The organism is Pseudomonas sp. Pseusp9 (genome assembly GCF_059491265.1).
In genome coordinates, this window is the sequence record NZ_CP168500.1 from 1,048,780 (window position 1) to 1,068,167 (window position 19,388).

Annotated in this window: 15 protein-coding genes; 5 read left to right on the forward strand and 10 right to left on the reverse strand. The window is 61.1% G+C overall.

Annotated elements, in window-relative coordinates; all coding sequences use genetic code 11:
• Nucleotides 1-82 precede the first annotated feature (82 nt).
• A complete protein-coding gene (gene guaA / locus ACEN8E_RS04650) occupies nt 83-1,660 on the forward strand; it encodes a glutamine-hydrolyzing GMP synthase (RefSeq protein ID WP_413423661.1) in 1,578 nt (525 codons plus the stop codon).
• A 114-nt stretch (nt 1,661-1,774) separates the two neighbouring features.
• Here guaA and ACEN8E_RS04655 read toward each other — a convergent pair whose 3' ends face one another.
• From ACEN8E_RS04655 to ACEN8E_RS04665, 3 genes are all read right to left on the reverse strand, one after another.
• Nucleotides 1,775-2,260: an ester cyclase gene (locus tag ACEN8E_RS04655; protein WP_495591616.1), complete on the reverse strand. Its 486-nt coding sequence runs from the start codon at nt 2,258-2,260 to the stop codon at nt 1,775-1,777.
• A gap of 69 nt (nt 2,261-2,329) precedes the next feature.
• Nucleotides 2,330-3,055: a cache domain-containing protein gene (locus ACEN8E_RS04660; protein ID WP_495591617.1), complete on the reverse strand. Its 726-nt coding sequence runs from the start codon at nt 3,053-3,055 to the stop codon at nt 2,330-2,332.
• Nucleotides 3,052-3,807 (reverse strand): FadR/GntR family transcriptional regulator, encoded by a 756-nt coding sequence (locus ACEN8E_RS04665; RefSeq protein ID WP_495591618.1) that lies wholly within the window; start codon nt 3,805-3,807, stop codon nt 3,052-3,054. The genes ACEN8E_RS04660 and ACEN8E_RS04665 overlap by 4 nt, the downstream gene beginning before the upstream one ends.
• Nucleotides 3,808-4,047: 240 nt before the next feature.
• Between ACEN8E_RS04665 and ACEN8E_RS04670 the strand changes: the two genes are divergently transcribed.
• From ACEN8E_RS04670 to tadA, 4 genes are all read left to right on the forward strand, one after another.
• Entirely contained in the window at nt 4,048-5,541 is a 1,494-nt protein-coding gene (locus tag ACEN8E_RS04670) for an aldehyde dehydrogenase (protein WP_495591619.1), read from the forward strand.
• Between the two features lie 54 nt (nt 5,542-5,595).
• Entirely contained in the window at nt 5,596-7,077 is a 1,482-nt protein-coding gene (locus ACEN8E_RS04675) for an APC family permease (RefSeq protein WP_495591620.1), read from the forward strand.
• Between the two features lie 281 nt (nt 7,078-7,358).
• Nucleotides 7,359-8,735 (forward strand): multicopper oxidase family protein, encoded by a 1,377-nt coding sequence (locus tag ACEN8E_RS04680; protein WP_495591621.1) that lies wholly within the window; start codon nt 7,359-7,361, stop codon nt 8,733-8,735.
• Complete coding sequence (gene tadA, locus ACEN8E_RS04685; protein ID WP_442095739.1) at nt 8,735-9,232, forward strand: tRNA adenosine(34) deaminase TadA; 498 nt, start codon at nt 8,735-8,737, stop codon at nt 9,230-9,232. Before ACEN8E_RS04680 ends, tadA begins: the two co-directional genes overlap by 1 nt.
• Before the next feature lie 105 nt (nt 9,233-9,337).
• Here tadA and cmoB read toward each other — a convergent pair whose 3' ends face one another.
• The 7 genes from cmoB to ACEN8E_RS04720 all read right to left on the reverse strand — a co-directional run bounded on the left by cmoB (nt 9,338) and on the right by ACEN8E_RS04720 (nt 19,200).
• Nucleotides 9,338-10,294 carry a tRNA 5-methoxyuridine(34)/uridine 5-oxyacetic acid(34) synthase CmoB gene (gene cmoB / locus ACEN8E_RS04690; protein WP_495591622.1) on the reverse strand — a complete coding sequence of 319 codons (957 nt, stop codon included), beginning with the start codon at nt 10,292-10,294 and terminating at the stop codon, nt 9,338-9,340.
• A complete protein-coding gene (cmoA, locus tag ACEN8E_RS04695; protein ID WP_495591623.1) occupies nt 10,291-11,070 on the reverse strand; it encodes a carboxy-S-adenosyl-L-methionine synthase CmoA in 780 nt (259 codons plus the stop codon). Before cmoA ends, cmoB begins: the two co-directional genes overlap by 4 nt.
• A 153-nt stretch (nt 11,071-11,223) precedes the next feature.
• Nucleotides 11,224-11,859, reverse strand: a complete 636-nt coding sequence (locus tag ACEN8E_RS04700; protein ID WP_495593273.1) for a lysoplasmalogenase — start codon at nt 11,857-11,859, stop codon at nt 11,224-11,226.
• 2 nt (nt 11,860-11,861) lie between these two features.
• Nucleotides 11,862-12,254 carry a protease inhibitor I42 family protein gene (locus ACEN8E_RS04705; RefSeq protein WP_495591624.1) on the reverse strand — a complete coding sequence of 131 codons (393 nt, stop codon included), beginning with the start codon at nt 12,252-12,254 and terminating at the stop codon, nt 11,862-11,864.
• A 216-nt stretch (nt 12,255-12,470) separates the two neighbouring features.
• Nucleotides 12,471-14,888: an endopeptidase La gene (lon, locus tag ACEN8E_RS04710; protein WP_495591625.1), complete on the reverse strand. Its 2,418-nt coding sequence runs from the start codon at nt 14,886-14,888 to the stop codon at nt 12,471-12,473.
• 296 nt (nt 14,889-15,184) lie between these two features.
• Nucleotides 15,185-17,596 (reverse strand): glucose/quinate/shikimate family membrane-bound PQQ-dependent dehydrogenase, encoded by a 2,412-nt coding sequence (locus tag ACEN8E_RS04715; RefSeq protein WP_495591626.1) that lies wholly within the window; start codon nt 17,594-17,596, stop codon nt 15,185-15,187.
• 221 nt (nt 17,597-17,817) lie between these two features.
• The gene (locus ACEN8E_RS04720; RefSeq protein WP_495591627.1) at nt 17,818-19,200 is read right to left on the reverse strand and encodes a carbohydrate porin; all 1,383 of its coding nucleotides are present in this window, start codon (nt 19,198-19,200) and stop codon (nt 17,818-17,820) included.
• Nucleotides 19,201-19,388 lie beyond the last annotated feature (188 nt).

Consider the following 19,388-nt stretch of genomic DNA (forward strand, 5'->3'; position numbering starts at 1 on the left):
TAAGCAACCGGGGCTGTTTTATTCAGCCCCGAGTTGTTTCTGAATCACGACTGTTTCTGAATGACTTAGACGAGACTGAATCATGGCCCTCGATATTCACGCTCACCGCATCCTGATCCTCGACTTCGGTTCCCAGTACACCCAGCTGATCGCCCGCCGCGTGCGTGAAATCGGCGTGTACTGCGAACTGCACCCGTTCGACATGGACGAGGATGCGATCCGCGAGTTCGCGCCAAAAGGCGTCATTCTCGCTGGCGGCCCGGAGTCCGTGCACGAAGCCAACAGCCCTCGCTGCCCGCAGGCAGTCTTTGACCTGGGCGTACCGGTCTTCGGTATCTGCTACGGCATGCAGACCATGGCCGAGCAACTGGGCGGCAAGGTTGAAGGTTCCGAGCTGCGTGAGTTCGGTTACGCCCGTGTCGACGTGGTCGGCAAGAGCCGCCTGCTCGACGGCATCGAAGACCACATCGACGCCGACGGCCTGTTCGGCCTCGACGTGTGGATGAGCCACGGTGACAAAGTCACCCGCATGCCGTCCGACTTCCACATTCTGGCCAGCACCCCGAGCTGCCCGATTGCCGGCATGTTCAGCGACGAGCGTCGTTACTACGGCGTGCAATTCCACCCGGAAGTGACCCACACCAAGCAGGGCGGTCGCATCCTGTCGCGCTTCATCCTCGACATCTGCGAGTGCGAAGCGCTGTGGACCCCGTCGAAGATCGCTGAAGACGCCATCGCCCAGGTGCGTGCCCAGGTCGGCACCGACAACGTGCTGCTCGGCTTGTCCGGCGGCGTGGATTCCTCGGTCGTTGCCGCGCTGCTGCACAAGGCCATCGGCGACCAGCTGACCTGCGTCTTCGTCGACAACGGCCTGCTGCGTCTGCACGAAGGCGAGCAGGTTATGGCCATGTTCGCCGAGAACATGGGCGTCAAGGTGATCCGCGCCAACGCCGAGGACCAGTTCCTCAACAACCTGGCCGGCGAAGCTGACCCTGAGAAGAAGCGCAAGATCATCGGCCGTACCTTCATCGACGTGTTCGATGCCGAATCCTGCAAGCTGGACAACATCAAGTACCTGGCCCAGGGCACCATCTACCCGGACGTGATCGAGTCGGCTGGCGCGAAAAGCGGCAAGGCCCACGTGATCAAGTCGCACCACAACGTGGGCGGCCTGCCGGAAGAAATGAACCTGAAACTGGTCGAGCCACTGCGCGAACTGTTCAAGGACGAAGTCCGTCGTCTGGGCCTGGAACTGGGCCTGCCGTACGACATGGTCTACCGTCACCCGTTCCCGGGCCCGGGCCTGGGCGTGCGCATCCTCGGTGAAGTGAAGAAGGAATACGCCGACCTGCTGCGTCGTGCCGACCACATCTTCATCGAAGAACTGCGCAAGGCCGACTGGTACCACAAGGTCAGCCAGGCATTCGTGGTATTCCAGCCGGTTAAATCGGTTGGCGTGGTCGGTGATGGCCGTCGTTACGCCTGGGTCGTGGCCCTGCGTGCCGTGGAAACCATCGACTTCATGACCGCGCGTTGGGCACACCTGCCTTACGAACTGCTGGAAACCGTCAGCGGCCGCATCATCAACGAAATCGAAGGCATCTCCCGCGTCACCTACGACGTGTCGAGCAAGCCGCCGGCGACCATTGAGTGGGAATGATCGGGCGTCTGGCCTGGTAGGTTGGCACCGATAGCGGTAGAACACCCAGAAAAGCCCGCGTAACTGCGGGCTTTTTCATTGGGCGTCTGTGAGCAGGCTGATCAGCCAGGAAAATTACCAACCCAGCTGTTTGTTGAACGACAGCGCATCGTAGTAATCATGCTGTGTCGCGATCTTGCCGTCTTTCAGTTGAATGAAACTGACGCCCTTGAACGACAGCGGCTTGTTGGTTGCGGGTGTCTCGGGTGCCCAGGCGCCGGTGTTGTGCCCATCGAATTGCCATTCGAAGGCGATGTTGTCGCCATCGATGATCGGTTGGCCAACCATCTGCCATTTCAGATCAGGCACCGCATCGATAAAAAGTTTGATGACCTCGACTCTGGCGGTTTCTCTGCCGACTTTTGGCACCCCGACGGAGGCGTCCAGAAACTCGCCGTTTTCGGCAAAGTACTGTGCCGCTGTATCGGGTTCGTGTTTGTTCCAGGCGCTCATGTAGGCGGTGATGACCTCCAGGGTCTTCTCTTTGTCGGCCGCAGCCGAAAACTGTGCAAACAAGAGAAAGGCCAGGATGCTGACAAGGCGAAGCGTTATCCGGTGCATGGTATTTCCTCTTCGTTTATTGCTGTTGTTGGAGAGACGGAAATCAGTTTTGCCCAGGCATTCAGCGACCTATCGGGGAGTCGGCAGTTCTACCAGCGACCAATCGATCGATAGCGGTTTTAGCTTGTGCACCTTGGCAGCGGCCGGGTGGCTGGCCATGTTGCCCACGAACCAGTTGGCAGAATTAGCCGCGACAATGCGGCCTTCGCCGTTGATGATGAATGCCTCGTTTTTCATGCGCAGCAGGCAGCGGGTGAGTAGTTGATCGAACTCGTGCAGGGCAATATCCGCCGCGGCGACGCCGACAAAGTGCCCATCGGCCAAGATCGGCACGGAGAAGGCCAATATGTAGAGTTCGGTGCCGTAGAGGTCCACGAACGGTCCTTCAACCGAGGCCTGAAGTGTCAGCTTGGGGCGGGTGAACCAGGGCATGCCCTGGTAGTTATAGAAGCTTTCGCTCTGGCGGTTGAAGTTCAGCATCATCGGTGCGATTTTTCCGCTGGCGGGGCGGTAGAACCATTCGAGGAACAGCTCTTGATCGGCGAGTTCGCCGGGTTCGAGCACTACGCCGGTGCCATGGATGTACGTGTCGTTAGTTGACAGCCTTTCTTCAATGGTCGCTTGCAGGAATGCCAGGTCTTTGGTGGTCGGTTTTCTGCCTTCAGTAGCCAGCGCGTCCCAGACCGTTACCACCTGTTCGGCCAGTGTCTCGAGTTGTTCGAACACCTGGTTGAACACTTTTTCCAGGCGCTGGGTGCACTGGTGGAGTTCTTCGTTCTGTTCTGTCGTGATCATGACAATCTGCTCTCTTGCAGCTCAAGCAACTCGAAGCGCAGACCCATCAGGCGTTTGATACCTTCCTTGACATGGGCTTCTGTCAGCGCACTGGCCAGATTGGATTCGCCGGCCATTACGGCCTGGAGAATCGCCCGGTGCTCGGCAACGGCGGTGTTTTTGTAAGCGTCGTTCGTGGAGATCCATTGCAGCTCGCCCATCTCGGCCTGAAGTCGCATTTCCGCGTGGGTCAGGCGCACCGATTGGGCCGCAACGGCGATCTCGATGTGGAAGCGCGCATCGGCCCGCCTCAGTTCACTGCGCGTGTTGGCTTCCTGGAGTGCCGTCACGAAATGCTCCAGTCGCTGGTGCTGGACACTGGAAGAGGGGCTGGCTGCCAGGCCAGCCGCAGTCGCTGAAATCGCGATGTGTTCGTCGCAGAGGTCGCGCAGTTCCAGCGAACTCATGTGGCTCAATCTGACCTTGAGAAGGTCATCGGAAACCTCTATGGGTGCGCAGACAAAACTGCCGCCATTTCTGCCGCGCTTCGTGGCGACAACACCGCGTTGACGCAGGATCGCCAAGGCATCGCGCAACGTGACGGTGGCCACGCCGAACCGGTTCGCCAATTCGCTTTCGCTGGGCAATTGTTCGCCTTCGCCGATCAGGCCCAGGTCAATGACCTCGATCAGGCGGCGCGCCACTTCCTCGGGCTTGCCTTCCTGGCTGACCTGCAGCAAGGAGAGTCGATTCACTTTGTTCGGTTGAGTCATCCTGCCCATCACAAAAAATATGGAATCAAGTTTCTTTTAGTCATATCCCATCTCGCTTGCAATAGGAAAGCCCGCCATGGGCAGGATAAGGCCATGAATATGTCGTTTTTCGATAAAAGCGACACGCAGCTTGGTGGTTTTTAAAACATAAGATACGGTTCCATATGTTTAATAAAAACCTGGCGCCGACATCCAACGTGAGCGCTGACAAGCACTGGCATCAACACAGAGGGCACCGTCATGACGAATCCAACGCTCGACACCTGGGAAGCTCGCGCTCGAGCACTGAAGATAGAAGGGCGCGCGTTTATCGGAGGGGACTATACCCACGCCATCGAGGGGGAGACTTTCGATTGTCTGAGTCCGGTCGATGGTCGTCTGCTGACCAAGGTCGCCAGTTGCTCGGCAGCGGATGCCGACCGGGCTGTTGAAGTGGCCCGCACCACCTTCGATTCGGGCGTCTGGTCGCGCATGGCGCCGGCAGACAGAAAGCAGGTCATGATTCGTTTCGCGGCCCTGCTGGAAGCCAATGCCGACGAACTGGCGCTGCTGGAAACCCTGGACATGGGCAAGCCGATCAGCGACTCACTGGTCGTTGACGTTCCACAAGCGGCTCAAGCCTTGAGCTGGAGCGGCGAGGCCATCGACAAGATCTACGACGAAGTCGCGGCTACTGCGCATGACCAACTCGGCCTGGTCACCCGTGAGCCAGTCGGCGTCGTTGCCGCCATCGTGCCGTGGAATTTTCCGCTGATGATGGCGTGCTGGAAACTGGGGCCGGCGCTGTCCACCGGTAACTCGGTAATCCTCAAGCCATCGGAAAAGTCCCCGCTGACTGCTATCCGCATCGCCCAACTGGCGATCGAGGCCGGCATTCCGGCTGGCGTGCTCAACGTCCTGCCAGGTTACGGTCATACCGTCGGCAAGGCCCTGGCCCTGCACAACGACGTGGACACCCTGGTGTTCACCGGCTCGACCAGGATCGCCAAGCAATTGTTGATCTACTCCGGCGAGTCGAACATGAAGCGCGTCTGGCTCGAAGCCGGCGGCAAGAGCCCGAACATCGTGTTCGCCGATGCGCCGAACCTGCAGGAGGCTGCCGAAGCCGCTGCTGGTGCCATCGCCTTCAACCAGGGCGAAGTCTGCACCGCCGGTTCGCGCCTGCTGGTGGAGCGTTCGATCAAGGACACATTCCTGCCGCTGGTGATCGAGGCGCTGAAAACCTGGAAGCCGGGCAATCCGCTGGACCCGGACACCAACGTCGGCGCGCTGGTCGACACCCAGCAGATGAACACCGTGTTGTCCTACATCGAGTCCGGTCTTGCCGATGGCGCCAAACTGGTGGCTGGTGGCAAGCGCACCCTGCAGGAAACCGGCGGCACTTACGTTGAGCCAACCATTTTCGACGGCGTGAGCAACGCGATGAAAATCGCCCGGGAAGAGATCTTCGGCCCGGTGCTGTCGGTCATCGAGTTCGACAACGCCGAAGAAGCCATTGCGATCGCCAACGACACGCCGTACGGCCTGGCCGCGGCGGTGTGGACTGGCGACATCTCCAAGGCGCACCTGACGGCCAAGGCACTGCGTGCCGGTAGCGTATGGGTCAATCAGTACGATGGCGGCGACATGACTGCCCCGTTCGGTGGCTTCAAGCAGTCCGGCAACGGTCGCGACAAGTCGCTGCACGCGTTCGACAAGTACACCGAACTGAAGGCGACCTGGATCAAGTTGTAAGTCGTAAAGCAAAAACAATAACTGCCGACAGGACAATGTCCTCAGGATAACCACATGAACAGTTCCGAATTCACCGCGGCGGACAGCGATGCCGCCCAACTCAGGGCGCTTGGCTATACGTCTAACTTCGAAAGAAGTATGAGCCTCTGGGAAAACTTTGCGTTGGGCTTCACCTACCTGTCGCCGGTCGTGGGCGTTTATACGCTCTTCGGCTTGTGCCTGGCGGCGGGCGGACCGCCCATGTTCTGGTCGTACTTGCTGGTCGGTCTTGGGCAGATGTTGGTCTGCCTGATCTTCTGTGAAGTGGTTTCGCAGTTCCCGATTTCCGGGGGGGTCTATCCGTGGGCACGTCGCCTGGTGGGCAAGCGCTGGGCCTGGATGGTGGGCTGGATCTACTCCGTTTCGCTGTGCGTGACCATTGCAGCAGTCGCGTTGGGTGCCGGTCCTTATATCGCAGCCATGCTTGGCTTCGAACCGAGCCCGGTGACCAACACATTCGTCGCGCTGGCCCTGACCGTGATGGCAACGCTGCTGAACTTGAGCGGGACCAAGCTACTGGCCAAAGTTGCCATGTTTGGTTTCATCTGCGAGTTGTTGGGTGCGATCGTGATCGGTGGCTACCTGCTGATCTTCGAGCGTCATCAACCGTTTTCGGTGCTGTTCAACACCTTCGACATCAGCATTGATGGCAGTTACTGGCCCGCGTTTCTGACCGCTTCGCTGGCGGGCATGTTCCTTTACTACGGCTTTGAAGCGTGCGGTGATGTGGCTGAAGAGACGCCAAATCCGAGCAAGCGCATTCCCAAGGCCATGCGCATGACCATCTACATTGGTGGTGGCGCTGCGATCTTTGCCGCGTTGGCATTGATTCTGGCAGTTCCGGACATTGCCAAGGTGCTGTCCGGCGAAGACAAAGACCCCATGTCGACCATCATGGCCAATGCGTTTGGGCCGACCGGATGGCGCATCGTGACAGCGGTCATCACGGTCTCCTTCGTGTCCTGCGTCCTGAGCTTGCAGGCGGCGGCCAGCCGTTTGCTGTACTCCTTTGCCCGGGACGAAATGGTCATGGGCAGCGGCGTGCTCAAGCGCCTTTCACCCAAGACACGGGTGCCCACGGCAGCATTGATCGCCTGCGGCATTATCCCGGCTGCGATCGTATGTGCCGGGTTCTACCTGGAAAACGCTATCGCGATCATCGTGAGCTTTGCCGCCATCGGCATTTATCTGTCGTTCCAGATGATTGTGGGTGGGGCGCTGTTCGCACGGCTTCGCGGCTGGAAACCGGCAGGTCAATTCACCTTGGGTGGCTGGGGCTGGATCGTGAATATCCTGGCGCTGGTCTACGGCTTGCTGGCAGTCGTCAACATGTCATGGCCGCGTACGCCGGATGCCCCTTGGTACAGCAACTACGGCATCCTGCTTACCGCAGCGGTGGTCATTGGCTTTGGCCTGATCTATATGGCCGTGTTCAAGCCTTATGACAAAGGAACGGCGCCGTTTGCCGATGCGTGGAAATTGCACAAGAAAATATGAATGCTCTGCAGTGAGCAGATGATTCAATCGAGCGCACAAAGCAACGAAAAGAGCAGGCAGAGATGCCTGCTCTTTTTCGTTTTTCTTTCGTTAGTCACCGTTGAGTCCGGGGCATTTGAGCTACAGCGGCGGTCGGCCTTCCGCATCCAGTGTCCTTTCAGGCGCGCCGACTGTGACCCGTCGCCGCGCCCGCTTTGCTGTTTCTTTCACAATTGCGGGTGTATCGTATTCGCCTTTTGCGGGCCGTGGGCCTGTTGCTGATTCGTGAGGTAGTTGAGTTCATGTCGTTTACCCGTCGCCAAATCCTCGGTGGCCTGGCCGGTCTTGTTGTCGTTGGCGTGGGAGCCGGTGGCGCGTCGCGCTACTGGCTGGGCAAGATGGCCGACGCCGATGCCGGGCACGACTATGAGCTGATTGCCGCGCCGCTGGACGTCGAGCTGGTGCCGGGGCACAAGACCCAAGCCTGGGCGTTCGGCCCCTCGGCACCGGGCACCGAGTTGCGCGTGCGTCAGGGCGAATGGCTGCGGGTGCGCTTCATCAACCATTTGCCGGTTGCCACCACCATTCACTGGCACGGCATCCGCCTGCCGCTGGAAATGGACGGCGTGCCCTACGTGTCGCAGTTGCCGGTGCTGCCGGGTGAGTATTTCGACTACAAGTTCCGCGTGCCGGATGCCGGCAGTTACTGGTATCACCCGCACGTGAACAGCAGCGAAGAGCTCGGCCGCGGGCTGGTCGGGCCATTGATCATCGAAGAGCGCGAGCCGACCGGTTTCCAGTACGAAAAAACACTGAGCCTCAAGAGCTGGCATGTCGACGAGGTGGGCAATTTCGTCGAGTTCAGCATCCCCCGTGAAGCGGCCCGTGGCGGCACGGCCGGGCGTCTGTCGACCATCAACGGCGTCTCGCAGCCGGTGATCGATTTGCCCGCCGGGCAGATCACCCGAGTGCGTCTGCTCAACCTCGATAACACCCTGACCTATCGCCTGAACATTCCCGGTGTCGAAGCGCAGATCTACGCGCTGGACGGCAATCCCATCGAGCCGCGCCCGCTGGGCAAGGAATACTGGCTCGGCCCCGGCATGCGCATTTGCCTGGCAATCAAGGCACCACCGGCCGGTGAAGAACTTTCCCTGCGCAACGGTCCGGTTCGCCTGGGTACCTTGCGCTCGGTGGCCAATGGCGACGCGCCGACCGACTGGCCGCCGGCACTGCCGGCCAACCCGATCGCCGAGCCGGACCTGGCCAATGCCGAGAAACTCAACTTCAATTTCGAATGGGTGGGCTCGGTGTCGGTCAATATCGACAACGGCAAGCCGCCAAGCCTGTGGCAGATCAACGGCAAGGCTTGGGACATCACCGACAAGACTTGCTCCGACCGCCCGATTGCCAAGCTTGAGAAGGGCAAGAGCTACATCTTCGAATTGAAAAACATGACTCAGTATCAGCACCCGATTCACCTGCACGGCATGAGCTTCAAGGTCATCGCCTCGAACCGGCACAAAATCATTCCGTACTTCACCGACACCTACCTGCTGGGCAAGAACGAGCGCGCCCAGGTGGCGCTGGTGGCGGATAACCCTGGGGTGTGGATGTTCCACTGCCACGTGATCGACCACATGGAAACCGGCCTGATGGCCGCGATCGAGGTGGCGTGATGCGTCAGATTCGCCCCGCCGCCATTATCGACCGCAGCCGTGATCGGGATTTCATGCGTGAAGCGCTGGCCCTGGCGGCGCAAGGTGCCGCGCTCGGCGAAGTGCCGGTGGGCGCGGTGCTGGTGCAGGACGGTGAAATCATCGGCCGCGGCTTCAATTGCCCGATCAGTGCCAGCGACCCGAGCGCCCACGCCGAGATGGTCGCCATCCGCGCCGCTGCCCAGGCCGTGAGCAACTATCGCCTGCCAGGCAGCACGCTGTATGTGACCCTGGAGCCGTGCAGCATGTGCGCAGGCCTGATCGTGCATTCGCGGATTGCGCGGGTGGTGTACGGCGCGCTGGAGCCCAAGGCCGGGATTGTGCAGAGTCAGGGGCAGTTCTTTACCCAGGGTTTCTTGAATCACCGGGTGCTGTATGAGGGCGGAGTGTTGGCGGAGGAGTGCGGGGCGGTGCTGAGCGAGTTCTTCAAGGCCCGGCGCGCCAAACCCTCAGACTGAATACCGAACCTCTGTAGGAGCGAGCTTGCTCGCGATGGAGTGTCAGGTTGATCGGTGTCGACTGACACTCCATCGCGAGCAGGCTCGCTCCTACAGGGTTTTGCGTTACTTCCTGGCGACAATGACGGCGCGCATTGGTGCCGGCAGCCCTTCAATCGTCTTGCTGTGATCTTCCGGATCGAGAAAGTCACTGAGCGACTGATACTTCATCCACTCCGTCCCGCGCTGTTCCTCGACCGTGGTGGTGCTCACATCCACGCACTTCACATCGGTGAACCCGGCGCGGCGCAGCCACAGTTCCAGCGCCGGCACCGATGGCAAGAACCACACATTGCGCATTTGCGCGTAACGGTCTTCCGGCACCAGTACCTGGTGTTTGTCACCTTCGACCACCAGCGTTTCGAGCACCAGTTCGCCGCCCTTGACCAGGCAATCCTTCAGCGCCAGCAAATGCTCGATCGGCGAGCGGCGGTGGTAGAACACGCCCATGGAAAACACCGTGTCGAAGCCTTCGAGGTTCGGCGGCAGGTCTTCGAAGGGGAATGGCAGGTGCCAGGCATTGGGCTCGGACAGGTAACGTTGCACCGCCTGGAACTGGCAGAAGAACAGCCAGTTCGGATCGACGCCGATCACGCTGTCCGCGCCGGCGCCGAGCATGCGCCACATGTAATAGCCGTTGCCGCAGCCGACGTCGAGGATGCGCTTGCCTTGCAGATCCAGATGCGGAGCTACTCGTGACCATTTCCAGTCCGAGCGCCATTCGGTGTCGACGTGCACGCCAAACAGATCGAACGGCCCCTTGCGCCATGGCGACAGCCCCATCAACGCGGTGCGCATTTGCGCACGGGTCTCGTCGCTGCAATCGGTGTCCAGCTTCAAGCCGTTGAGCAGATCGACTTCACTTGGCTGGATCTTCGGCAAGGCGTCCAGCGCGCTTTGCCAGCGCTCCAGGTCGCCGTGACCTTTTTCCATTTTCTTGTCGAGTTGCGCTTGCAGGGTGTTGGCCCAGTCAGCCAGCGGTGTTCCGGCCAGACGGCGGGCGAGGGGGGACAGATCAATCATGGCAAGGCAATCAACGAGGCAAAGTTAAGACACTGGAACCACGGCACGACTTTCGAGAAACCGGCGGCCAACAGGCGTTCGCGGTGTTCTTCGAGGCTGTCGGGCTTCATGACGTTTTCGATGGCGCTGCGCTTCTGGGCGATTTCCAGTTCGCTGTAGCCGTTGGCGCGTTTGAAGGCGATGTGCAGGTCGGTCAGCAGCGCATGCTCTTCGGGGTCGTTGAAGCGCAGCTTCTCCGAGAGGATCAGCGCGCCACCGGGCAGCAGCGATTGGCGGATGCGACCCAGCAACGCGGTACGCTGGTCGGGGGCGATGAATTGCAGAGTGAAGTTCAACGCCACCACCGAGGCTGGCTGAAAGTCGAGGGCAAGGATATCGCCTTCGATCACCTCGACCGGCAGCAGTTCCTGGAACATCGAATCCTGCCCGTTGAGGTACTCGCGGCAGCGTTCGACCATCGCCGCCGAGTTATCCACCGCGATCACCCGGCAACCGTCGGTGCGCACGTGCCGGCGCAGGGCCTGGGTCACGGCACCCAGCGACGAACCCAGGTCGTAGAGCACGCTGCCCGGCTGGGCGAACTGCGCGGCGAGCACGCCGAGGTTTTCGACAATGGTCGGATAGCCCGGCACCGAGCGCTTGATCATGTCCGGGAACACCCGCACCACGTCCTCGTTAAAGGCGAAGTCGGGCACCTGGGCCAGAGGCTGGGCGAAAAGGCGATCGGGTTCTTTGCTCACGGCGGTTCCAGCGGTGTAGGTGGAAAAGGCCGGCATTTTAGCCAAGTTGGCGCGCTGATGCGCGGGTTGTCTGATAAACCGGCGGGCAGACTCTGAGGTCCGTGTTTTCAGTGATACCGCTTTCGCGAGCTGACTCGCCCCCACAAGGCCTGAACTGTACCTGTGGGAGCGAGCCTGCTCGCGAAGAAATCAGCGCGGTTTTTGGGTGAACGCCGAAGCAGTGATCCCCCATTGTCCCAGCCAGTAGCTGAGGATGATCACGTAAGGCGCCGCATCGAACGGCACCACGAAACGGCTGATGCCAATCACACTGTCGGAAAACACGAACGCCACCGCACCTGCCGCCGCCAGCAGCGCCGAGCGCTTGGGCACATCGGTGCCGAGCCGCGCGAGCGCGCGCCAGAGCATGGCGCTGATCGCCGTGCCATAGACAATCACGGGCACCAGCAATGGGCCGAGACCGTTGGAAATCAAAATCCCCAGCAGGACGGCCCCGACGCCGAGGGCCAGCACCAGCGGCAGCAACGCCAGCCGCCGGCAATCGCTTAAATACGCTTTCAGATAAGCCAGGTGGGCGACGAGAAACGCGCCCAAGCCGAACACGAACAAGTCCCCCGGCCACGCCAGCAACACGTCGCCGAGCAGGGAGAAGATCAAGCCCAGGCTGATCCAGCGCCGATAGTCGCCGGGTGGTGCGTCGTGCAGCCAGCCGAGCAGGGCCAGCACCGGCAGTGGCTTGACCAGCAGGCACAAGAGAGAAGCATGCACGCTCACGCCGTAAAGAAAGGTCACTGCGCCCATCAGCGCCAGAATCAGCCAGCCCACGGTCAGTTGACCGAGATCGCGCAGTCGAAGGATTCCACCGGCAGCACTTCCGGCGCCCATGGCTGTTGCGAGGTCAGGCGCAAACGCCCGGTGCCGGTCGCAAACGCCTGAAAGCGCCAGGTCGAGACCCCGGCTGCGCCGACGATGCCGGCATCTTCCGGGTTTCGATAAACCTCTGGCCCCAGGGTGTGCAAGACGCCACCGGCCGAATCCTGGATCGCCCAGCGATAGCCCGTGGTCGGATTGCTCGGCAGGCTCAGGATCAGGTTTTGCCCGTTGGTGAGTTTCACCGGACATTCGCTTTGTTTTTCCACGGTCACGTTCTGTTTCGGTTGCGTGGCGCACGCGGCCAGCAAGGCGAGGGCGAGGGGGACAAGCAGGCGAATGGGGGACATAAGGTCAGTGGCTCCAGCGTTCACGACGAACGGCGAGCATAACCGAGATGAGACAAAGTGTGACAGCTGCGGGAATTGGTGTTGTGAGTGCCGGCGCCTTCGCGAGCAGGCTCGCTCCCACAGGGATCTTCTGTGAACACTCAATTTGTGTTCTACACATTCCACTGTGGGAGCGAGCCTGCTCGCGATAGCGGTAGTGCAGGCGCTACATCACTGTCAGAACAACACCTTCGCCACATCCGCAAAGCGCTTGGCGAAGTGCACGGTAATGCCTTCCTTCAGGTACTCCGGCAGCTCCTCGAAATTCCCGCGGTTGGCCTCTGGCAGGATCAGTTCGAAAATCTTCTGCCGCCGCGCCGCAATCACTTTTTCCCGCACCCCGCCAATCGGCAATACATGCCCGGTCAAGGTCAGTTCGCCGGTCATGGCCACGCCTTTTTTCGGCGGTTGGTTGCGCGCCAGCGATAGCAGGGCACTGGCCATGGTCACGCCGGCGCTCGGGCCGTCTTTCGGTGTGGCGCCTTCTGGCACGTGCAGGTGGACGAAGGCTTCGTCGAAGAACTTCGGATCGCCGCCATACGACTTCAGGTGCGAGCTGACGTAGCTGTAGGCGATCTCCGCCGACTCTTTCATCACGTCCCCCAACTGTCCGGTGAGCTTGAACCCACGGTTGAGGGTGTGGATGCGCGTGGCCTCGATCGGCAGGGTCGCGCCGCCCATGCTGGTCCAGGCAAGGCCAGTGATCACGCCGACACCCGCCAGCACCTGCTCGTTGCGGAACACCGGTTTGCCGAGGGAGGCCTCCAGGTCTTTCGGCCCGAGCTTGATCACGGCTTGCGGCTCGTCGAGCAGCTTCATCACCGCTTTGCGCACCAGTTTGCCGAGGTTTTTTTCCAGCTGGCGCACGCCGGCTTCACGGGCATAACCGTCGACCAACGCCTTGAGCGCGCTGTCGCTGATGCTCAGGCTGGCCTTGGACACACCGGCTTTCTCCAGCTGCTTGGGCCACAGGTGACGTTTGGCGATGGCGACTTTTTCTTCGGTGATGTACCCCGACAGGCGGATCACTTCCATCCGGTCCAGCAGCGGGCCGGGGATCGAATCGAGGGTGTTGGCGGTGCACACGAACAACACTTTCGACAGGTCCAGGCGCAGGTCCAGATAGTGGTCGAGGAATTCGACGTTCTGCTCCGGATCGAGGGTTTCCAGCAGCGCCGAGGCCGGGTCGCCCTGGTAGCTCTGGCCCATCTTGTCGATCTCGTCGAGCATGATCACCGGGTTCATCACCTCGACGTCTTTCAACGCCTGGACCAGTTTGCCCGGTTGCGCGCCGATGTAGGTGCGGCGGTGGCCCTTGATCTCGGCTTCATCGCGCATGCCGCCGAGGCTGAAGCGATAAAACGGCCGGCCCAGGGATTCGGCGATGGATTTGCCGACGCTGGTCTTGCCCACACCCGGCGGGCCGACCAGCAATACGATGGAACCGCTGATCTCGCCTTTGTAGGCCCCGACCGCGAGGAATTCGAGGATGCGGTCCTTGATGTCGTCGAGGCCGGCGTGATGTTTGTCCAGCACCTTGCGCGCGTGCTTGAGGTCGAGCTTGTCCTCGCCGTAGACCCCCCACGGCACCGAGGTCGCCCAGTCGAGGTAGTTGCGGGTGACCGCATACTCGGGCGAGCCGGTTTCCAGCACCGACAGCTTGTTCATCTCTTCTTCGATGCGCTTTTGCGCTTGCGACGACAACACCTTGCCGGTCAGCCGTTGCTCGAACTGTTCAAGGTCGGCGCTGCGGTCATCCTTGGTCAGCCCCAGCTCCTGCTGGATGACCTTGAGTTGTTCCTTGAGGAAGAACTCGCGCTGATGTTCACCGATCTTGCGGTTAACTTCGGCGGAAATCTCTTTTTGCAGGCGCGCGACCTCGACTTCCTTGCGCAGCATCGGCAGGACTTTTTCCATGCGCTTGAGCATGGGCACGCAGTCGAGCACTTCCTGCAGTTCGCTGCCGGTGGCCGAGGTCAGTGCGGCGGCGAAATCGGTCAGCGGCGACGGATCGTTGGGGCTGAAGCGGTTGAGGTAGTTCTTCAGCTCTTCGCTGTACAGCGGGTTGAGCGGCAGCAGTTCCTTGATCGCATTGATCAGCGCCATGCCGTAGGCCTTGACCTCGTCGGTCGGCTCGGTGGGCTGGTGCGGGTATTCGACTTCCACCAGATACGGCGGGCGGTGATGTTTGAGCCAGGTCTTCAGACGCACACGGGTCAGGCCCTGGGCGACGAACTGCAGCTTGCCGTTTTCGCGGCTGGCGTGGTGCACCTTGACCAGGGTGCCGTAGAGCGGCAGGGCCGAGGTGTCGAAGTGGCGCGGGTCTTCCTGGGGCGAGTCCATGTAGAACAGGGCCAGGGAGTGGTGTCCGGACTTGGCCACCAGGTCGAGCGTCTCGGCCCACGGTTCTTCGTTGACGATGACCGGCAGCACCTGGGCCGGGAAAAACGGTCGGTTGTGGATCGGGATGATGTAGACCTTGTCCGGCAGGTTCTGGCCGGGCAGGGCCAGACCTTTGCCAGCGGCTTGGTGCGGGGCGTTTTCCGGGTCTGCGTATTCGCTCGGGTCTTCGGGGAATGCTTGCTGGTCGCTCATGGGGGCACCTGCGCAATGGGTATGGGTCTTAGATGGGGCAGGTTGGCGGTGGTTTCAACGGTCATTTTCTGCGAAGCGGTGATTCGAAGGCGTGTTCAGGAGAGAGACAGGTTAGCTGGATTTCAGCACGACACCGGCCCCCTGTAGGAGCGAGCCTGCTCGCGATGGTGTGTCAGTCGGCATCAATTTCGCTGACACACCATCGCGAGCAGGCTCGCTCCTACAGTGGTTTTGTGTGTAACAAAAAAAGGCGACGCCTGTGAGGGCGTCGCCTTTGATTTGACTGCCGCTAAAACTTATTCCGACAACTTGTAAGCAATCACATAGTCACCCATCTTGGTGCCCAGTGAGCCGTGGCCACCGACGACCAACAGCACGTACTGCTTGCCGTCCTTGCCGGTATAGGTCATCGGCGTAGCCTGGCCGCCAGCCGGCAGACGAGCTTTCCACAGTTCTTTGCCGCTGTTGACGTCATAGGCGCGCAGGTACTGGTCCAGGGTGCCGCTGAGGAAGCCGACGCCGCCGGCGGTGACGATCGAGCCGCCCATGCTCGGCACGCCGAGGTTCATGCCGACAGGAATTGGCGAGCTGTCGCGGCTGGTGCCGTTCTTGCGTTTCCACACGACTTTGCCGGTGGTCAGGTCGATACCGGCGACGTAGCCCCAGGCCGGAGCCTGGCACGGCACGCCGAACGGCGACATGAACGGGTGCATGATCACCGCGTACGGTGCGCCCGTGTTCGGTTGCACGCCCGCTGTTTCGCTCTCGCGCTTGCTACCGGCCGCGACTTCGGCGCGAGGCACCATTTTCGAGACGAAGGCCATGTAGTTCGGGCTGGTGAACAGCATCTGGCGAACCGGGTCGACCGAAACGCCGCCCCAGTTGAACACGCCGACGTTACCCGGATAGATCAGGCTGCCCTGTTCCGATGGCGGGGTGTACTGACCTTCGTAACGCAGCTCTTTGAACTGGATGCGGCACAGCATCTGGTCAAACGGGCTGGCGCCCCACATGGCTTTTTCGGTCAGTTCCGGGGCCAGCAGGTTCAGGTCCGAACGGGCCTGGGTCGGGGCGGTGTGGTCGCCTTTCACGGCGCCTTGCGGAACCGGGATTTCCTTGATCGGGATGATCGGCGTGCCGTCACGACGGTCGAGGACATACAGGCTGCCCTGTTTGGTCGGGGCGATCAGCGCAGGTTTCACGCCGTCGGCGGTTTTCATGTCGAGCAGGGTTGGCTGGCTGCCAACGTCCATGTCCCACAGGTCGTGGTGAGTGAACTGGTAGTTCCAGCGCACCTTGCCGGTAGCGAGGTCCAGGGCGACCAGGCCGGCACTGAACTTCTCGGCGCCCGGGGTGCGGTCTGCGCCCCACTGGTCAGGCGTCTGGTTGCCCAGTGGCAGGTAGACCATGCCGAGTTTTTCGTCGACGCTGGCCAGCGACCACATGTTCGCTGAGTTGCGGCTGTAGGTCTGGCCCGGGGCCAAGGGTTCGGTGGCGTCCGGGTTGTTGCTGTCCCAGTTCCATACCAGATGACCGTCGCGCACGTCGTAGGCGCGGATCACGCCGGACGGCTCGTTGGTCGATTCGTTGTCGGTGACGTGACCGCCCATGATCACCAGGTCACGGGTGATCGCGGCTGGCGAGGTGGAGTAGTAGCCACCGGCGGTGAACGGGCCGATGCCTTGGGTCAGGTCAACCACACCGTTGGTGCCGAAGCCTTCGCAGATCTTGCCGGTGTCGGCGTTGAGTGCGATCAGGCGTGCATCGGCGGTTGGCAGGTACAGGCGACGCGGGCAAGCCTGGGCAACGGCTTTGCCGGCCTCGGAGATGACGGCGGACGCAGCGGTTTCAGACTTGGCATAAGCGGCTTCGTCGTAGTACGACACGCCACGGCAGGTCATGTGGGCGAAGCCCTTGAAGCCCACCGGGCTCTTGATCTGTGGGTCGAAACGCCACAGTTCCTTGCCGGTGTCCGGGTCCAGTGCCAGCACCTTGCTATGGGCGGTGCAGGCATAGAGCATGCCGTTGGCCTTGAGCGGGGTGTTTTCGTTGGTCAGTTCCACCGGGTCATCGGCGGTTGGCAGGTCGCCGGTCTGGATGCGCCAGGCTTCTTGCAGCTTGCCGACGTTGGCCGGGGTGATCTGCTTGAGTGGCGAGTAGCGGTCACCGAACTCGCTGCGGCCATAGGCCTGCCAGTCTCCGTCAGGCATTTGTGGCGCAGTGCTGGTCATGTCAGCCGAGTCACGACCCAGCTCACCTAAGGTCTCGCCCGGATGGGTGAACTGGCTGGCCAGGGCAGTAACACCGGCCAGGACCACGGCCACGCTCAAGGCGCCAGTGCCCATGGGGGCAGGGCCGTTGATCAGCAATGGGCGACGGAACCACGGCAGCAGCAGCACCACGCCGAGGGCGAACCACAGCGCCAGGCGCGGCACCAGTTGCCACCAGTCCAGGCCGACTTCCCACAGGGCCCACAGGGTGCTGGCGAACAGCACCAGGGCGTACAGGCCCAGCGCAGCGCGGCGAGCGGCGATCAGCAACACGCCGCTCAGCGCCAGGCCGATACCGGCCAGCAGGTAATACAGCGAGCCGCCGAGCATGCTCAGCTTGATCCCCCCGGCCAGCATGGCCAGGCCCATTAGCAGAAGCAGTATGCCGAGCAAGGTCGGCAACAGACGACCTCGACCCAAGGCACCATCAGTGCTCATAGTGTGATTCTCCGTGACGTTTCAAGTAGTCCCGCGCAGGTTCACTGTAGATGACGATCCGGCACGGGCATGGTTCATAAAACCGTTGTGGTTGACGCAGTCCCTGTAGGAGCGAGCTTGCTCGCGAGAAACCTGAGAGCGCCGCGGGGTGTCAGGCTCGCAGCGTTATCGTTGACGTCCATCGCGAGCAAGCTCGCTCCTACAGGGTTTTGTGGTGTTGGTTAGAACGACGACTGGATCTTGATCCCGCCAATCAGCGCGTCATCGACCTGGTCGACACCACCGGGATGGCGGATGTATTGCAGGTTCGGGCGCACGGTCAGCCAGTGGGTGACGTGCACGCCGTAATAGAGTTCGGCGCTGTATTCAGTGTCCTGCGGTGGCAGGAAGGCCGGATCGTCGAAGTCGAAGACGGCATGGGCCTGGTTGGTCGCCTCGGCGTTCTTGCGAAAGGCCGGGTTGACGTGCACGCGGGCCATGGCGAAACCGATGTCGTCTTTGGCGCGGGCGTCGAACGGGCCTTTGTAGACAAGGCCGGCCTGGACGTAGTTGTCGATGGCATTGGTTTTCTTGTCGTGCATCGTGCCGTTGGCGAACAGGCTCAGGCCGCGGGAGTGGTCGCTGGCGAGGCTGGTGACTTGCTGCTGAAGGCCCAGCCACATGCCGTGCTTGCTCGAGGCGCTGCGGTAGGCCTCGCCACTCAGGGCGGCCGGTTGGCCGTTGCTGTCCTTGTAGACGTCGGTGGCCTTGGCGCTGCTGTAGTAGTAACCAGCGCGATATTCACCCGGCAGGCCGTTGAGCTTCGGCGTCCACACCAGCTCCACCGGCAGGACCGCGCCTTGGGTGCCGCTGCCGCTGAGCTTGAAGCCATTACCGCGATCCAGGTTCGAGGAGTTTTGCTCATAGGCGCCAACCTGCGCGTACAGCTCGGGCGTCAGGTGATATTTGACCCGCAGCGCCCACTGGCTGACCGGCCAGTTGTACCAGATGTCGCCCGCCCAGTTGCCGACCTGGGAACCGCAGAACGCCAGGTTCTGGAAGTCGCAGGGGAAGCTGTTGAAGTCTTCGCCCTCACCGAAGCGGCCGACCTTGATGTCGAGTTTCTGATCGAGGAACTTCTGCTGATACCACATCTGCGTCAGGCGCCAGGTCTGGCCACGTCCCCAGACTTCCTGGGCCGAGGTGAAGCCACCGACGCGCGGATCGTTGATGCGGTCGTTGCTGATGTTGTTGCCGCTGCGTTCGGTGATCGTCAGCTGAAATTCGGCAGCGTCCCAACCGAGGATCTTCTGCAAGTCCAGATGGGTGCCCAGGCCGAACTGGTCGCTATAGCGCGCAGTGCGGTCGTGGTCGTAGCCGCCGTGCAGGTTGCTGCCCATCTCGCCGGTGTAATCGACTTTGAAGTCGTAGCCTTTTTCCGCGAGTTCAGTACGAGCGCCATTCCAGTCGCCGAGCATCCACGGTGAGTCGCTATCGAATGCCGCAGTGGCCTGGACACAGGTGGCGAGGCCGAACGCGGTGAATCCGCTGATCAGTTTGAGGGCGTTCTGGCAAGAGACAGCCTTAAAGACAGCGCTGTCTTTCGAAAATCGTAAATCAGGCATAGAGAAGAAATTCTTGATCTTTTTCTGGGGGATGAGCGGAAGAAGTGGCTAGCGGAAGCGTTTCAGCTAAGGCGGGCGCAAGGATAATGTTCTGTTACAAATAGAGAAAGGGCTTTTACTGACATGCAGCCTTTCGGATTTGGTAACAGTGTTCCCCCTGTAGGAGCGAGCTCGCTCGCGAAGAACCT

Excerpts from the sequence above, each read along its gene's own strand:
- guaA (WP_413423661.1), top strand. The coding sequence starts at position 83 with ATGGCCCTCGATATTCACGCTCACCGCATCCTGATCCTCGACTTCGGT.
- ACEN8E_RS04655 (WP_495591616.1), bottom strand. The coding sequence starts at position 2,260 with ATGCACCGGATAACGCTTCGCCTTGTCAGCATCCTGGCCTTTCTCTTG.
- ACEN8E_RS04660 (WP_495591617.1), bottom strand. The coding sequence starts at position 3,055 with ATGATCACGACAGAACAGAACGAAGAACTCCACCAGTGCACCCAGCGC.
- ACEN8E_RS04665 (WP_495591618.1), bottom strand. The coding sequence starts at position 3,807 with ATGACTCAACCGAACAAAGTGAATCGACTCTCCTTGCTGCAGGTCAGC.
- ACEN8E_RS04670 (WP_495591619.1), top strand. The coding sequence starts at position 4,048 with ATGACGAATCCAACGCTCGACACCTGGGAAGCTCGCGCTCGAGCACTG.
- ACEN8E_RS04675 (WP_495591620.1), top strand. The coding sequence starts at position 5,596 with ATGAACAGTTCCGAATTCACCGCGGCGGACAGCGATGCCGCCCAACTC.
- ACEN8E_RS04680 (WP_495591621.1), top strand. The coding sequence starts at position 7,359 with ATGTCGTTTACCCGTCGCCAAATCCTCGGTGGCCTGGCCGGTCTTGTT.
- tadA (WP_442095739.1), top strand. The coding sequence starts at position 8,735 with ATGCGTCAGATTCGCCCCGCCGCCATTATCGACCGCAGCCGTGATCGG.
- cmoB (WP_495591622.1), bottom strand. The coding sequence starts at position 10,294 with ATGATTGATCTGTCCCCCCTCGCCCGCCGTCTGGCCGGAACACCGCTG.
- cmoA (WP_495591623.1), bottom strand. The coding sequence starts at position 11,070 with ATGCCGGCCTTTTCCACCTACACCGCTGGAACCGCCGTGAGCAAAGAA.
- ACEN8E_RS04705 (WP_495591624.1), bottom strand. The coding sequence starts at position 12,254 with ATGTCCCCCATTCGCCTGCTTGTCCCCCTCGCCCTCGCCTTGCTGGCC.
- lon (WP_495591625.1), bottom strand. The coding sequence starts at position 14,888 with ATGAGCGACCAGCAAGCATTCCCCGAAGACCCGAGCGAATACGCAGAC.
- ACEN8E_RS04715 (WP_495591626.1), bottom strand. The coding sequence starts at position 17,596 with ATGAGCACTGATGGTGCCTTGGGTCGAGGTCGTCTGTTGCCGACCTTG.
- ACEN8E_RS04720 (WP_495591627.1), bottom strand. The coding sequence starts at position 19,200 with ATGCCTGATTTACGATTTTCGAAAGACAGCGCTGTCTTTAAGGCTGTC.